Below are 15774 nucleotides of genomic sequence, written 5' to 3'. Positions count from 1 at the left end.
GCTATATTGTATGGCTTCTAAATGGATTTCTTTATGTATCGAGTAATTGATAAGCAGGCGTTAACTAGACGCCTGTTTTTGTATTTCTTACCTTTAGCGCTTATTGGTTATTTACTCAGTGCGCCTTTTCTATTTCTTTTCATTGGTGCCTTCGTTTTATTGGTTTGGCATTACAAGCAGCTTTATCGTTTAAGTGATTGGCTGATCAACCAGCGCAGCTTCAATCCGCCTGAGGGCAAAGGAGCGTGGGAGCAAGTTTTTGAAGGGATATATCAGCTACAACAGCGAAATCGTAAAAAACGCAATGAATTAGCTGAGCTGATCCGTCGCTTTCGAGAAGGCGCTGAAGCTATCCCTGATGCGGTTGTCGTATTACAACAAGATTTGAGCATCGTGTGGTGTAATCAGCTCGCGTTGAAAGTGCTCGGATTACAATGGCCGACAGATCATGGTCAGAGGCTAGATAACCTTATCCGAGATCCCAAGTTTGTAAAGTATATGAATGAGCATCGTTTTGATGAAGCGTTAGAGCTCGACACTGGACTTGCACATGAGCAAGTATTGGAGATCCGAGTTATGCCTTATGCTGAACAGCTGATGCTGGTGGCACGGGATGTGAGTCGGCTAAAGCAGCTTGAGCAGATGCGCAAAGACTTCGTCGCTAACGTTTCTCATGAACTACGAACGCCTTTAACTGTGATGGCTGGCTATTTAGAAATGATGGACAGCGATAATATGCCTCCGCCAGCAATGTGGGCTAAAGCTCATGGCACCATGATAGACCAATGTAAACGAATGGATAGTCTCGTCAATCAGCTACTTTCTCTATCTCGCATCGAGGGAGCTAGGAAGCAAGATAATGATAAAGCTGTCAATATTCCAGCTATGTTAGAGTTGATCCACACCGAGGCTAAGTCTCTCAACCAAGACAAAGGACATACACTAACGTTTGATATTGATCAGACATTAGATATCAAAGGGGCGGCGGATGAATTGCGTAGCGCATTCTCAAATTTAGTGTTTAATGCTATCCACTATACCAAGCCTAATGGTCGGATCCATGTGCGGTGGTACCTTGAAGATGAAAAACCAACATTTTGTGTAATAGACAATGGTGACGGTATTGCACCGGAACATATCAATCGCCTCACTGAGCGCTTTTATCGTGTCGATAAGGCACGCAGTAGAAAAACTGGTGGCTCAGGACTCGGTTTGGCTATTACCAAACATGTGCTTTCTCGACATGATTCAGCGCTTCGCATCGAGAGTAAAGTCGGTGAAGGTTCTCGATTTTGGTTTTCTTTTTCAAAGCAAAAACGCATTTTTATGACAAATGATGAAAGTCATAAAAGTGTAATTTAAAGGTAATTTTATTGTCATTTTATCGCTGCACAATGAGCAGCGTAAAATAACTGGGACCAACAATTGGAGTGACCCCAATGAAATTTAAAAGCTTAGTTGCCGCAATGGGTGTGGCCGTTACTACATTAGTTTCTACTCAAGTATCTGCATTAGATGAAAAGTTACCTGAGTATAATAAAACCAGCGGTATCTCAGGAAACTTCTCATCAGTTGGTTCTGATACGCTTGCAAATATGATGACGTTTTGGGCAGAAGAGTATAAAAGAATATACCCTAACGTTAACATCCAAATTCAAGCGGCAGGATCATCTACTGCGCCTCCAGCATTGACAGAAGCAACGGCAAACTTCGGTCCAATGAGTCGTAAGATGAAGTCAAAAGAGATTGAGGCTTTTGAAAAGCGCTATGGTTATAAACCGACAGAAGTTCGTGTAGCAATTGATGCACTTGCCGTATTTGTACACAAAGATAACCCAATCGAAGGTCTAACGATTGAGCAAGTAGATTCGATTTTCTCATCAACCCGTAAGTGTGGTGCTCAAGCGCAAGCAAATCGTTGGAGTGATATCGGCTTGACTGGAGATTGGGCTGCCAAAGACATCCAGCTATATGGTCGTAACTCAGTGTCTGGAACATATGGATACTTCAAGAAAAAAGCATTATGTAAGGGTGATTTTCGCAATAATGTAAATGAGCAACCAGGCTCTGCTTCTGTGGTACAGTCTATCTCTTCTTCAGTGAACGCGATTGGTTACTCTGGTATTGGTTATAAAACTTCGGGTGTACGTACTGTACCTTTATCTAAAAAGGGTACGAATTATGTTGACGCAACACTTGAAAATGTAGCCCAAGGAAAATATCCACTGTCGCGTTTCTTATATCTATATGTTAACAAGCATCCAAACAAAGAATTATCACCGATTGAGGCCGAATTCTTAAAAATGGTACTTTCGAAAGAAGGCCAAAAAATCGTAGAGAAAGACGGCTATGTGCCAATGTCTAGTGAAATGGCTACGCGTGAGCTGAAAAAGCTAGGACTATTATAATCCCAACCAAATAGCCAAGTACTTGTTGTTATTAATGCCGCTTTCATGCGGCATTTTTTGTTGCTACAACTCAATGTCCCCTTATTAAATAATTTGTCTAAATATTCATCTTAACGCAGCAAAAAAGCTGGAAATATTCTATATTTAGTTAAAATTTATAATAAATCAGTCGATAATGAACTCGTCTTACTTCAAAAGGTGTATATATGAGTCTAGGTACTGCTTTTGCTGATCTAAGTATCACCAAAAAGATCCATGCAATAACGCTCGTTGCGGTTATCGCTTTTGTGGTTATCGTGTTTGTTAACTATAACGCTATAAGTTCTAATCAGAGGGCACTTAATGAGCTGGAACAGCAAACATATAAAATCCTGAACCTAACAACGGAGAATGCCAATAAATTACAAAATTTAGATGAGTTGTTCACGCAGGCGGTCACTTTTGGCGATGCTGAATTATTAGATAAAGCAAAAGAGCATCGGCAACAGATCCAAGATAATCTGCAGAAAATAAATGAAATCCAAAGTGGGTTTATACCATCAGATAACAGAGATGAACTTACTCAGTATGCAAAAATTGCGCAGCGAATTGCATCAGGCATGATTGACGGAACCGCTGATTTTACCCGCATTCAAGAAGACGCTAAAAACAAAACTGCAATTTATGAAGCACTGGTAAAAGATTTTACGACCGCCAAAGAAAATGCGAATGACCGCTTTGTTGAGTTGTTACAAAATACAGAAGCTCGCTCCTCAAATGCCCTAACTATCATGTTAATTGTGGCTGTTATCTCGTTAATCGTGCTGATTTTACTCGCTGTTATCATCGCGCGGGGGATAGGTAACTCAGCTAAAGATGCTGCCCAAAATCTTAAGTTACTCGCTCAAGGTCAAGGGTCATTATCTACTACTTTGAATGTTCGATCTCACGATGAGATTGGCCAAGTATCAATAAACTTTAATGATTTTGTAGGCCTACTTAAAGGGGCAGTTGTTGAAGTGATGAATGTAGTTGAGCCGTTAATGCAGGACTCAAGTCGCTTGGTTAAAGGCATGGAAAAAGCGGAAGGTGCTACCAACCAACAAACGCATGATGCTGAAGTGGTGCGTCAATCAATGGAAGAGATGCGCTTAAGTGTTGGTGATATCTCCAACTCGGCATCACAGGCATCTGATGCTGCTCAGCTTGCTGAGCAGGAAGTTGAGCAGAGTAAGCGTCAAATACAAGTATCAGTAAATGAATCTCAAGCTCTGAGTGAAGAAATCAATCATGCGGCAGAAACCATTAATAAGCTTGCTGACGATACTCAAAATGTGACACAAATACTTAATGTTATTACGTCGATTGCTGAGCAGACTAACTTGCTTGCTCTCAATGCTGCAATTGAGGCTGCACGAGCGGGTGAGCAAGGGAGAGGCTTTGCGGTTGTTGCTGACGAAGTAAGAGAGCTGGCTTCTCGAACTGCTAAGTCAACGAATGAGATCAGGGAACTACTCAATGTCTTAACAGAAGCTGCCAATCAAGCGGTTAAGGCGATGACAAGTGCCAGTAGTATGGCCATTAATAATGCAGAAGCAGCTGCGCAAACAGGACAGTCAATTGAGCAAATTGCCGAACAAATTTTATCTATAAATAGTATGAATGGTCAGATTGCAGCAGCAACAGAGGAGCAAACTTCGGTTGCTGCGATGGTTGTGAATAATGTAACTTCTATGCACCAATCTTTCCAAGACACGATGCAAGCGCTAAATGAAGTGCAGGATGTTGCTGAGAACCTGCATGTGTTGTCGGATAACTTAAAAGATGCAACCTCTAAATTTAGAGTATAGAGGCAATGTAACTACCACAAAATAAAAAACAGCCACTTAAGTGGCTGTTTTTTATTTAACCTGAGCTCAGGGTAAGAAGTTAGTTAATCAACTAAAATACCCAAGCTCATAGGCATAATATCATTCTGGCCAGTTTTAGCGCTAACTGAGTTAAATTCACTTCCAATAGCCCGCTATTGGTGCGTAATACCAATTGCCTTGTCTGCAGGATGTAGATACCTTAGCGAGAGCAGGACGCGGAAGCGGTGTTTCCCTAAAACTCTTTGGCTAGATAAGTAAAAAAACTAAGCTGTGATTTAGCAACAATGAGTTGGAACATGTCTTATCCAAATCTCAGGTTAAATCGCTTAACCCACATTAGTACTTCCCAACTACTTTGACCGCGTCCGTCACTTTGCTTGCGTCAATATAGCCTATCGCATCAGCATTTTTTGAGACAAATTCAATGATTGCTTGGTCGTTAGCTAGTTTTTTTGGTGGTGTCCCTTTACCTGTAAATACGAGCTTAGACCAATGCGCATTTAGCTGAGAACTTGATTTACCGATTACTTTGTCGTTGAACTCATCAAATGTTGCATTGCCATCTTGATTGACTGGGTTTGCACTGCTGCCATCAGCAAATGACTTGCTTTTGCCAAGATACAGCTTTTTTATCACAGCCTCGTCTACGCTTGTATTGTTGGCTGTATTAACAATAACGGCGATATCAGCAAGTGCTATTTGACTGCTCAGCAGCAGACCTAAAGTTATAATTTTCTTAATCATGTGCGACCTCTATTAGAATACTAAATCGATACCGAAGCTTAACAATTCAACTTTTTGATCCGTTAGCTGGTTGTCAAATTGATTTAATTCAACTTTGAATGCCGCTGATGGATGAAAGTCGTATCGCGCTCCAACACTCCAGGTTTCAGACTCAGCTCGGGCATCCGAAAGCGCGCCATTTACAAGCGTTTGTAAGTAAGGTGCATTTGGATTAGTTGGATCTGTAGTAACAGGAATTGTGACACCATTAGGTGCTGTGATCGTAAGTGGAACAGAATTAAACTCGTCGTTTGCATTCTTATCTTTGTTGTGTTCGTAAGTCAAATGTACAGTCCATTCATCCATTCGATAACCGACAGAAGCGTAATACTGTTGCTGCTTTGCTAGTATGCTATCGTCTACTTCGAATTGTGTGAATTCAGCATCAAATAACACATCATTGTAATCAATAGAAATACCAAATGCGGCAAAATAGGCATCGTCTTTCTCGACAGCTAAATCTTCAGCTTGCTGCGTGAGACCATAGCCCGCTAGTCCCGCTAATAACCCTGAAAGCTCTGGACTGTTTGCTGCACTGATACTCGCTTCTGTAGCAAAATATGCCATGCGCATACTGAACCAATCACGACTAAGCGTCCAGTTGGCACCTACAGTGTTGTTCAACTCAGCTTCGTCAGAATAAGTAATTGCGATAATATCATCATCGACGCTACCCAATGCAAATTGTACTGTGCTATCCCACTGGCCTAACGTGGCATTGTGAATGTAACTCAGTCCGTTATATGTACTAAAGCTGAGGTTGTAGACAGACTGAGGTGGCTTTATCCAGCGGTAAGCATAACCTACATCCAGAAAATCAGAATATCGATAAAACGGAATTCGCATTTTACCAGCGCTTATCTGTGCGGAATCCGAAATAGTATAGGTTAAATATGCCCATTCGAACTCTGCATCAAAATCATTTGCTCCTCGGCCGACGATTTGTGCCGTAGCACTAAGGTTATCTTGCAAATCAGCCGCTAGCTGTAATGCAAATAAGCTACGATTTTCCATATCAAAATCGTTATCGTAACCAAAAAGTGTATCATCACTATCCAGCGTTTGGCCGCCAATTATAGAGGCAAAACCATTAATTCTGATTTCAGCAGCGCTATTGAAACTTATTGTGCCTAGTGCTATCGCTAAAGCAATTGCTGATTTTTTCATATTGATTCCCATTTTTTTGCAAAGAGTCATATTAAGAATGTGTACCTATAAAGGGTGATTCGCCGATTTAGTTCACATTACTTTGTCTTAGAGGTTAGTGTAAAAACTTGAAATAACAAGTTACTAACAATACATAACTGCGATAATCAAGCGCATAATTTCAATTATTAGGGTAATACTAATTTGACTTAATACTTGCTCAATTAGAAGGCGTAAATCTGACGCTAACAGCGTTAAAAATTTCTTATTTAGAACAACTAAATAGCAAAATTTTTGCCTGGTTATCGACAAGATTTTCTGGCCTCAAAATAGACCACTTAATTAAGATAATCGGTATAAGATACACTCACCTCATCTGACCACTCAAATTGTATCGTAAATTATTCCAAGGTTACGAATAAAAAATAGCAGAAATGATGATAAAGCTGGGGAAATGATAACTAGGAAGCACAAAGAGTATGCTAGCGCTTGCTCTTTGTGATTTTTTCGGCTTGTATTTTACAGGCATTATGCTGCTCAATGCACTTATCTGTACACAACTGTAATGACATTGTTTCTGGTGTATTTTGCATTTCACAGCTGCGTTCACATTGATAGTGCTGTTGAGCACATTGGTTTAATTCAGGTGAGAGTGTACTCGTACAACCAAGCATTGTGGTTGCTAATACTAATAATATGAACACAGTTTTCATCATAAATCCTTAAAGGGAAACTTGTATATTGTCAATCAACCTGACTTTCCCAAGAAATGCAGCGGCAAGAATTACCAGCCTATCATCTTCGAGTGTAGCAGGTCTTAGGGTATCTTTTTGACAAATGTTGAAATAGTCCAACTTTAAGCCTTCATTATGTAGCATATCTGTGGCATTTTTTATGATCAGATCAAAGTCTTTTTCGCCTTGCTCTAGTGCTGAAGCTGCCTTTTTCAGTGCTTGAAAAAGTACTTTTGCCGTTTCTTTTTCTGACTCAGAGAGATAGCCATTCCTTGAGCTCATAGCAAGTCCTGATACCTCTCTTTGAGTTGGCACTCCGATGACTTCAACTGGAATAGAGAGATCTTTGACCATTGTTTTGATGACTTGTAATTGCTGAAAGTCTTTCTCACCAAAACAGGCGAAATCTGGCTGGACTAAATTAAATAGCTTAGTGACAACTGTCGCAACGCCACGAAAATGGCCTGGGCGCGCACCACCGCAATGACCTTCAGACACACCGGGGACGTCAACAAAGCTTTGTGCTTCCAGTCCGCTGGGATAAATAGTATCAACGCTTGGGGTAAACAAAATATCGGTTTCTAGTTCTGCAAGTCCCTGTTTATCTTGTTCTAACGTACGAGGGTAGCTATCAAGATCTTCATTCGCACCAAATTGCATTGGATTAACAAAGATGCTAACGACAACTTTATCTGCGAGTGTTTTTGCTTTTTCTACCAAAGAGAAGTGACCTCGATGAAGGTTACCCATTGTAGGTACGAAAGCGATACTTAACCCTTGTTGGCGCCACGCTTTAACTTGGCTTCGAAGAGACTTTATCTCAGTAACTGATTGCATGTTGTACTCTAACTTAAAAATAAATGTACCAATTCAATATTGGGCTGGAATTGGGGGTGAGCGGTGAGTAGTGCACACCGCAAGTTATATCATTTTATCTTAATATCCGCTCAGTTTGAGGAAAAAAATTAGGTACCTACTACATTAACAGTTTTTTATTTAGAACAATTAAGTAGCAAAATTTTTGCCTGCATGTATATATATAGGAACCCTGGCGATAGTAGGCGCGCTAGCCATGTTATCGACAAGATTTCCTCGCCTCAAAATAGATCGTTTAATTAAGCTGGCTGATATTAATTAAACTCATGCTCAGCTGCCGGAAATTCACCCGATTGTACATCGGCACAAAACTTCTTTACGGCATCTGGCATGTTACCTGTCTCTAGTAGAAAGTTTTTTGAAAACTTAGGAATATACCCAGCAGAAATACCAACCAAGTCATGCATCACTAGGATTTGACCATCAGTTTCTTTTCCTGCACCAATACCGATGACCGGGATCGAGACTGCATCAGTGATACGCTTTGCTAGTGCTGAAGGTACACATTCAATCACGATCATTTGAGCGCCTGCACGTTCTAGTGCTTTTGCATCATCAACCATCTTTTGTGCTTGTTCTGCTTCACGGCCTTGGATTTTGAAACCACCAAAAACATGAACAGACTGAGGGGTTAGGCCTAAATGACCACATACAGGAATACCTTGCTGTGTGAGCTTTTCAATACTTTCATATAGCCACTCTCCACCCTCAAGCTTGACCATATTTGCACCTGCACGCATTAACTTCGCTGCATTTTCACAAGTGGACTGTGGATCTGAATAGCTCATAAAAGGCATATCAGCTATCACAAATAGCGCTTTACTCCCAGCTCTTACACAGCGGGTGTGGTAGGCGATGTCTTCAGTGGTTACAGCTAGTGTATCTTCACCGCCTTGTAAAACCATACCTAAAGAATCACCCACTAAGATGACATCGACACCGTTGTCGTGAAATAGCTTTGCAAAACTTGCATCATATGCAGTGAGGGCTGTTATTTTTGTTCCTTCACGCTTCATTTTGGCAAGTGTTGATACAGAAATTTTTGCCATATTGAACCCCTTGGGTTGAATTAATTAAGGATGGTTAGTCCGTTAAGTGGTAACTGTTCTGCCAAAGACTCAAGGGTAGTACCATCAGGTAGTTTGAGTGTTGGCGCAATTTCTAATAATGGATAAACGACGAACTCTCGCTTCGTTAGGCCATAATGTGGCACAACCAGCCTCTCACTCGCAATGATTTCCTCATTGAAAAGCAGAATGTCCAAATCAAGAGTGCGTGGTCCCCAGCGTTCTGACTTTCGTACTCTTCCGTGTTCAAGTTCTATCTGTTGCAGAACATCTAATAATGCTTCGGCAGCTAAAGATGTTTCCAACTTAGCTACTGCATTAACATAGTCAGGCTGATCTTGAGGCCCCATAGGCTTGGAGCCATATAAACTAGAGTGATGAATAACAGATAAAGCAGGGTGAGAGGCGAGCACAGTTAGCGCTCGCTGTAGTTGTGTCATCGGTTCGGATAGGTTTGCGCCCAATCCAATGTACGCAGTATTCATTTAATCTTCTTTTGGTTTTCTTTTTGGTTTTCGTCGTGGGCGACGTTTTGGTTTGTTCTGACTACCTAAATTGCGCACCATCTCTTTTTGGCCATTGACATCGCTTTTAAGATATTCAGTCCACCATGTTGCAAGGTCAGATTGATCTTGTTCGCCACTTTCTACACGCAGTAACAAGAAGTCATAAGCGGCCTTGAATCTAGGCTGTAAACTTAAGCGATAGGCACGTTGACCCGCACGTTTATCCAAGCGTTGCTGAATATGCCAAATGTCGCGAGCACCCAAAGTAAATCGCTTGGGAACCGCAACATGCTTCGCGTTATCAGCAAGTATGTGATTGATAGCTTGCATAAACGCGTCGTATTCATTCATTCCATCTGCGGCTAAAGCATGGCTTTTCTCTAAAATTGGAAACCATAAAAGTGCTGCATAAATAAAAGCAGGGGTCACTTTTTTATTGGCGTTAATACGGCTGTCCGTATTGGCAAACATTTGTTGAATAAAGCGACGTTCAAATTCACTTTCAGGTCTTGCTAAAATTTTGTCGAGTGCAGGAAACAACTGAGAAAATAAGCCGTATTCACGCATTTGCAGAAAGTTCTCTTCTGCCTTGCCATTGAGAAATAGCTTGAGTGTTTCTTCAAATAATCGTGCCGCGGGAATATGACCCAGCAATGGTGCCAAGTCTTTGATCGGTGTGCGCGTTGGTGTTGCTATTTCCATTCCTAGCTTTGTAGCAAATCGAATAGCTCGGAGCATACGTACGGGATCTTCACGGTAGCGCGTTTCAGGATCGCCAATTAGCTCAATTTTGCGTGCCTTAATGTCGCTAACACCACCGGCAAAGTCTCTTAATGTAAAATCATTAATAGAATAATAAAGCGCGTTAATGGTGAAGTCGCGACGCTCTGCATCTTCTTCTATGCTGCCGTAAACATTGTCACGTAAGAGCTGTCCATGTTCGCTTGCTTGGCTGGTAGTTGCACAAGAATCGTCGCTTTGGTGGTGACCACGCATCGTTGCCACTTCGATAATTTCACGGCCAAACACAATATGTGCAAGGCGGAAGCGGCGGCCAATTAAGCGACAGTTACGAAATAATTTTTTAATTTGCTCTGGTGTCGCGTTCGTTACTACATCAAAGTCTTTAGGCTCTATTCCGAGCATAATGTCTCGGATACAGCCACCAACCAAATAGGCGTCGTAACCACCATCTTTTAATCGGTACAGTACCTTGATAGCATTAGGGCTAAATTGTTTACGAGATATACCATGCTCGCTGCGAGGAATAATCACAGGTGTCGGGCTGGTCTTTTTCACCGTCTCATCGCCTTTTCCAGTTACGAACTGGCGGCAAAAGTTTACAAGCTTGGAAATAATAACTCGTCTCCTGAGCAATCAAGTTTTCGATTTTAGTGGTTATAAAGCCCTGCTTTGGTGTTAAAACAGGTCACATTTAAGGCTCGCTATCATATACTCAAATGAGACTAAATTGAAGTACTTGAAAACAGCGGGCGAAAAGCAAATTCACCATTTTCTAATGAGTTTAGTTGAATTTCTTGTGCTTTAGGGATGGAATTAAGGTTAAAAACATCGACAGCATGTTCTAGCAACGCGTCAATATTTTGATAGTCAGCCATTGAGCCTACAGGTACATTCAAATACCGTAGCGCGGCATGGAGTGTCGGGAGTGGGTGATGAGTATCAATTGCAGGTGCATGATTTTGTTTTGATAATTTGAAGCCCGGAGCTGCTACAGCAAGTGGAAGATGTGCATACTCAGGTACAGACTGGTTTAGCTGTTGGAACAAACTAATTTGTCTAGCGGTAGGTGCTAAAAGGTCGGCTCCTCGTACGATATGGCTAACCTGTTGTTCAATATCGTCCACAACAACCACTAGCTGATAAGCAAATAAACCATCTCGACGTTTAGTAATATAATCTTCATGGGCAATCGCATTGGGAATAACGACAGCACCTTGTATCTTGTCATTAAACTCGGTAACAGAAAAGCGCTGCTGTAAGCGCAGTGCATTGCCTTGCAGACTTAAGTTCAGATCACGGCAATGATTATTATAAAATCCACCCATGGCTTTAATCTGTTTTCTGGTGCATTGGCACGCATAAACAAGCTCGTTGGATGTTAATTCATCAAGGTAAGACTGATATAAAGTGTGGCGCTGAGATTGATAGACAACCTCTTCATCCCAATAAAGGCCGTATGCTTCAAGAGTTGCCAATATATTTTCGGTAGCACCGGATACCACTCTTGGCGTGTCTATATCTTCAACACGAACGAGCCACTGACCACGATTGGCTTTTGCATCTAAGTAACTGCCTAACGCTGCGACTAAAGATCCGAAATGAAGCGGCCCAGAAGGCGAGGGAGCAAATCGACCGCGATAGCTCCCAGATTGCTTTAAGCTTGGGGACACAGAGCTGAGGTTATCCTCTGCCTTGTTGTTTTTCTTTAATTTCTGCGAGAGATTTACAATCTACGCATAAATCGGCAGTTGGTCGCGCTTCAAGGCGACGAATACCAATTTCAATACCGCATGATTCGCAAAAACCAAAGTCGTCATCTTCAATTAGCTGAAGTGTTTTCTCAATTTTCTTGATTAGCTTACGCTCGCGGTCGCGAGTACGCAGTTCAAGAGAAAACTCCTCTTCTTGCGCTGCACGGTCCACAGGATCAGGAAAGTTTGCCGCTTCATCTTGCATGTGTGTTTTAGTACGATCTACTTCGTTACGTAGATCGGCACGCCATGCTTCTAATATTGCTTTGAAATGAGCACGTTGTGCTTCATTCATGTATTCTTCGCCTGGCTTTTCTTGATAAGGTTCTACACCGGCTTGAGCCAATAACCCTAGTTTTTTCTGGTCTGGCATACCATTCTCCTAAATCCTTAATACATAACCCCAGCTTTCGCCGGCGGGTATAAATAGCAAAATCTTTACCCCTTAGCAAACACTTTTTTAGTGCGAATGTCAGCCTCTTTTTCCAAAGTTTAGCCTTTTGGGGGAGAAAACTATCACGGCTATATGTGGGCGGCATGAAAAAAGTCAAGCGCAGTCAAAAGGAATTTCTTCAATTAATTGTACTTGGCGATCATCAACGTGTGCTCGGTAGGCGATAATTTCAACCCCATGAGAGATTGCTTCTTTTATTAATGCTGCGTACTTTTGGTCAATATGGGCTGCGGGTCTCACATTCTTAATTCCGGTATGTAGAGCCGCAAACAGTAGCACAGCACGGTGGCCTTGTTGTTTTATTTGGATTAATTCTCTTAAATGCTTTTGGCCTCTTGCCGTTTCAGCATCGGGAAAAAAACCTTGCTGCTGCTCGAGTAGAGTTACAGACTTTACTTCAACGTAGCATAAGTGTGGAGGTTGTCCATTTTCATTGCTACTTAATAAAATATCAATGCGACTATTTTCAGCACCGTACTTTATCTCTGTTTGCAGCGTATCATAGCCGTTTAACTGCGTGATTATCCCGCGCTCTATTGCTTCAACGGCAACTTTGTTTGCCACGACTGTGTTGACGCAAATAAAGTGACCCACTTGATCTTGGGTAAGCTCCAAGGAGTGAATATATTTTCGCTTGGGGTTGTCACTGGTTGAGTAATAGGCAGTAAACCCTGGGTCAGCACAATTCGTCATTCTCCCCGTGTTGGCACAGTGCACGGTAAATTCCTCGCCATCAGCGGTACGTAGATCAACGAGAAAGCGCTTGTAGCGTTTTAATAAGGTGGCTTGCTGTAATTGGCTAGAAAAGTTCATTGGTCGCTTTCAGTTGGGTGAATTTAAGGGCTAGTGTACACTTAAGCACAGGTATAAGCACAAGAGTGAAAAATAGAATGTCAGAGAAATTTATTGTACGACTGAGCGAAGCAGCAAAACCCGCATATTTATCAGCGGGTGCGGCCCTGTCGTTTGAAAAGGACGGTGCTTCAATTCATTTGCAACAAGATGAAACGCTAAAAAATATCCAAAAAGCGGCACGTAGTATCGCTCAGCAAGGAATTAAACAAGTACACCTTGAGGGTGAGTTGTGGTGCACTGAATCACAATGGGCATTTTATCAGGGGTTTGTCTCACCTAAAGCACTAGATGGTGTGGTTTTTGCTGATAATGATCAGTCAGATCTAAAAGAACTTGCTGCATTGCAGTCATCAGCCACTTGGATGCGTAAAATGATCAATGGCACTGCGGAAGATATTTACCCTGAGAGCCTGGCGGGTAAAGCGGCTGAGTTTATTCAGTCTCTTGCTCCTGAGCATGTGAGCTACCAGATCATTAAAGGTGATGCGCTATTAGAGCAGCAATGGATTGGTATTCATGAAGTTGGACGCGGTAGTGAGCGCCCTCCTGTATTGCTTGAACTGGACTATAATCCAACAGGGAATGACGGGGCACCAGTGAGTGCTGCGTTGGTTGGTAAAGGGATCACGTTTGATTCGGGCGGCTACTCAATTAAGCCAAGCGAAGGCATGCTTACAATGAAGTGCGATATGGGCGGTGCAGCTACCGTAACAGCAGGATTAGCTTTAGCTATCCAGCGAGGTTTTGACCGTCGAGTTAAGCTATTCTTATGCTGCGCTGAGAACCTTATTTCAGGTCACGCTTATAAATTAGGTGATATTCTTACATATAAAAATGGTACCACAGTTGAAATCGTGAATACTGATGCTGAGGGTCGTTTGGTACTTGCTGACGGCTTGATGGCTGCTGGTGAAACTGGCGCTGAACTTATCATTGATGCAGCTACGCTGACAGGGGCTGCATTAGTCGCCGTAGGCCAAGAGTACAACGCGCTTTTTGGACTTGATAAAGCATTAGTCAATGATGTACAGCAATACGCTAGCGAGGAGTTTGAGGCTGCATGGCCACTGCCGCTTGAAAAATGGCACCAAAATAATTGCCCATCACCATACGCTGATACTGCAAACAGTCGTTCACAAAAAGGTGGCGGCTTTGGAGGTGCATCTAATGCAGCTGGCTTCTTATCTCGTTTTGTTCCAAATGAAGGTCAAGGCTGGGTGCATATTGATCTTGCTGCTTCATTCCAGAATAGTGCTGGCGGTCAATGGTCTGCTGGTGCCACAACGCTTGGTATGAGAACGGTTGCAAGAACATTGCAAGAAAAAGCATAACGGCTTACCAACTGAGGCTGCTCCGCTCATGGAGCAACCTCATTATTTTCAAGACAGCAGTGCCGCAGCCAGACGAACAAAATCTGAAGATGTGAGTATGCCAACCAGCTTGTTTTGCTTATCTACCACCGGCATACAGCCATGTCGATTATCAACAAAAAAACGTACCACATCTTGTAGTGATTGATCCGGTTGCACACTTGCAAAATCTGTTGCCATAATATCCAAAACTTTAGTTTGCTTTTCTTTACGAGCTAGTGCATTTGCGCCATAGGTGGCCATAATTCCCATGACTTTGGCAATCATGATCTTTTGAGTCAGCATGCCTACCAAAGTACCGCTTTGGTCAATCACCGGAATATGACGAACATTTTTCTCTTTCATTAAGTTATGCGCATCTTGCAAGGTATTCTCAGCACTAACGGCGAATGGATCTGGTGTCATTAAATCAGCTACGGTTTGAGTCATTGGTTACTCCTTTTCACTACACAGTCTTACCATTGAGTGTAGCTTGATTCGACTTTAATGTACGGCATTGAGATCAAGTTTTGAACTATTTGTCGTGCCTTAGTTCTTATTAAAATAACAATAAAAAGGATAACCCGATGAAAAAGTTACTGATGTTAGGTACTGTCGCGAGTTTGCTTTGCAGCTCAGTTTTTGCAGCCGAGCGAAGTGTGGAATATGGCGAAATTAATAAAATTCTAGATTTTATTGCCAACAAAGCGCAGTCGCAATATATCTTGTCTAAATTTACCGTGGAAGTGAAGCAGCCTGAGCTCAAACTAGAAGAGGTTAAACTTTGGCTCGAGCACGATGGTAAAGTCATTGCCAATGGCATCATAGATAAAGATGGCAATATCGATTTGCCTATTCTACCGCAGCCCCGCGCAGATGAAGTCAACTTAGTGATCAACCAAGAAAAAGACGCTGTTGCGATTATGGTTAATACCGATATAGCGCCGCTGACTAGACAGCAGGTTAAATATCGCGATTTGTTTATCCTTTTGGAGGATATGGACGCTTTTGTTGAGCTGATGGCAGGCAGTTTGTCTTGGCTTGCTCCTAATTTTGATGAACTGGAATTTACATTTTCTGAACCTGCATCAATTCAGTTTGTGGATGCAAAAGGTAAAACTCAACAGTTTATGACGGATGATGAGTTTAAGATCCAAATTCCTAACAAGAAAAAATGGGTGCAGCAAAACCCATCCTTGCAATTTAGTGTTTTACCAAAACAGTTTGCGCCCATTGACTAGAGAAGAGGGC

Annotated in this window: 16 protein-coding genes; 5 read left to right on the top strand and 11 right to left on the bottom strand. The window is 42.0% G+C overall.

All coding sequences use genetic code 11. The annotated features are described in order from the left end of the window. Positions 1 to 33: 33 nt before the first annotated feature. The 3 genes from phoR (at position 34) to HUZ36_RS20125 (ending at position 4237) form a co-directional block, all read left to right on the top strand. Positions 34 to 1362, top strand: coding sequence for a phosphate regulon sensor histidine kinase PhoR (gene phoR / locus HUZ36_RS20135; protein ID WP_125253331.1), 1329 nt, complete (start codon positions 34 to 36; stop codon positions 1360 to 1362). Between the two features lie 77 nt (positions 1363 to 1439). Beyond that, positions 1440 to 2408: a PstS family phosphate ABC transporter substrate-binding protein gene (locus HUZ36_RS20130; protein WP_125253330.1), complete on the top strand. Its 969-nt coding sequence runs from the start codon at positions 1440 to 1442 to the stop codon at positions 2406 to 2408. Positions 2409 to 2614: 206 nt separating this feature from the next. After that, positions 2615 to 4237, top strand: a complete 1623-nt coding sequence (locus tag HUZ36_RS20125) for a methyl-accepting chemotaxis protein (protein ID WP_128729649.1) — start codon at positions 2615 to 2617, stop codon at positions 4235 to 4237. Between the two features lie 357 nt (positions 4238 to 4594). Here HUZ36_RS20125 and HUZ36_RS20120 read toward each other — a convergent pair whose 3' ends face one another. The 10 genes from HUZ36_RS20120 to sfsA form a co-directional block, all read right to left on the bottom strand. Then, positions 4595 to 5002 (bottom strand): phosphate ABC transporter substrate-binding protein, encoded by a 408-nt coding sequence (locus tag HUZ36_RS20120; RefSeq protein WP_128730529.1) that lies wholly within the window; start codon positions 5000 to 5002, stop codon positions 4595 to 4597. Positions 5003 to 5014: 12 nt separating this feature from the next. Then, entirely contained in the window at positions 5015 to 6208 is a 1194-nt protein-coding gene (locus HUZ36_RS20115; protein ID WP_125253327.1) for a porin, read from the bottom strand. Positions 6209 to 6669: 461 nt separating this feature from the next. Continuing rightward, positions 6670 to 6900: a hypothetical protein gene (locus HUZ36_RS20110; RefSeq protein WP_128730531.1), complete on the bottom strand. Its 231-nt coding sequence runs from the start codon at positions 6898 to 6900 to the stop codon at positions 6670 to 6672. 9 nt (positions 6901 to 6909) lie between these two features. Next, positions 6910 to 7758, bottom strand: a complete 849-nt coding sequence (gene panC / locus HUZ36_RS20105) for a pantoate--beta-alanine ligase (RefSeq protein ID WP_176033805.1) — start codon at positions 7756 to 7758, stop codon at positions 6910 to 6912. 293 nt (positions 7759 to 8051) lie between these two features. Beyond that, on the bottom strand, positions 8052 to 8846 hold the full coding sequence (panB, locus tag HUZ36_RS20100) for a 3-methyl-2-oxobutanoate hydroxymethyltransferase (protein ID WP_176033804.1): 795 nt from the start codon (positions 8844 to 8846) through the stop codon (positions 8052 to 8054). 20 nt (positions 8847 to 8866) lie between these two features. After that, on the bottom strand, positions 8867 to 9349 hold the full coding sequence (gene folK, locus HUZ36_RS20095) for a 2-amino-4-hydroxy-6-hydroxymethyldihydropteridine diphosphokinase (RefSeq protein ID WP_128730534.1): 483 nt from the start codon (positions 9347 to 9349) through the stop codon (positions 8867 to 8869). Further along, the gene (gene pcnB, locus HUZ36_RS20090; protein WP_176033803.1) at positions 9350 to 10669 is read right to left on the bottom strand and encodes a polynucleotide adenylyltransferase PcnB; all 1320 of its coding nucleotides are present in this window, start codon (positions 10667 to 10669) and stop codon (positions 9350 to 9352) included. It lies immediately after the preceding gene. Positions 10670 to 10836: 167 nt separating this feature from the next. Further along, the gene (gene gluQRS, locus HUZ36_RS20085; protein WP_176033802.1) at positions 10837 to 11784 is read right to left on the bottom strand and encodes a tRNA glutamyl-Q(34) synthetase GluQRS; all 948 of its coding nucleotides are present in this window, start codon (positions 11782 to 11784) and stop codon (positions 10837 to 10839) included. A gap of 10 nt (positions 11785 to 11794) precedes the next feature. Then, on the bottom strand, positions 11795 to 12238 hold the full coding sequence (gene dksA, locus HUZ36_RS20080) for an RNA polymerase-binding protein DksA (protein ID WP_017216564.1): 444 nt from the start codon (positions 12236 to 12238) through the stop codon (positions 11795 to 11797). Positions 12239 to 12412: 174 nt separating this feature from the next. Beyond that, the gene (gene sfsA / locus HUZ36_RS20075) at positions 12413 to 13132 is read right to left on the bottom strand and encodes a DNA/RNA nuclease SfsA (protein WP_176033801.1); all 720 of its coding nucleotides are present in this window, start codon (positions 13130 to 13132) and stop codon (positions 12413 to 12415) included. 77 nt (positions 13133 to 13209) lie between these two features. Between sfsA and pepB the strand changes: the two genes are divergently transcribed. Further along, positions 13210 to 14505, top strand: a complete 1296-nt coding sequence (pepB, locus tag HUZ36_RS20070) for an aminopeptidase PepB (protein WP_176033800.1) — start codon at positions 13210 to 13212, stop codon at positions 14503 to 14505. Between the two features lie 48 nt (positions 14506 to 14553). Here pepB and HUZ36_RS20065 read toward each other — a convergent pair whose 3' ends face one another. Then, positions 14554 to 14973: a CBS domain-containing protein gene (locus tag HUZ36_RS20065; protein WP_125253319.1), complete on the bottom strand. Its 420-nt coding sequence runs from the start codon at positions 14971 to 14973 to the stop codon at positions 14554 to 14556. A gap of 137 nt (positions 14974 to 15110) precedes the next feature. Between HUZ36_RS20065 and HUZ36_RS20060 the strand changes: the two genes are divergently transcribed. Beyond that, positions 15111 to 15764 (top strand): DUF2987 domain-containing protein, encoded by a 654-nt coding sequence (locus HUZ36_RS20060; RefSeq protein WP_176033799.1) that lies wholly within the window; start codon positions 15111 to 15113, stop codon positions 15762 to 15764. The last annotated feature ends 10 nt before the right edge of the window (positions 15765 to 15774 follow it).

The organism is Pseudoalteromonas sp. McH1-7 (assembly GCF_013366255.1).
GTDB lineage: Bacteria > Pseudomonadota > Gammaproteobacteria > Enterobacterales > Alteromonadaceae > Pseudoalteromonas > Pseudoalteromonas peptidolytica.
Note: the sequence above shows the minus strand (reverse complement) of the source record. Positions and strands in the feature narration are given on the sequence as shown.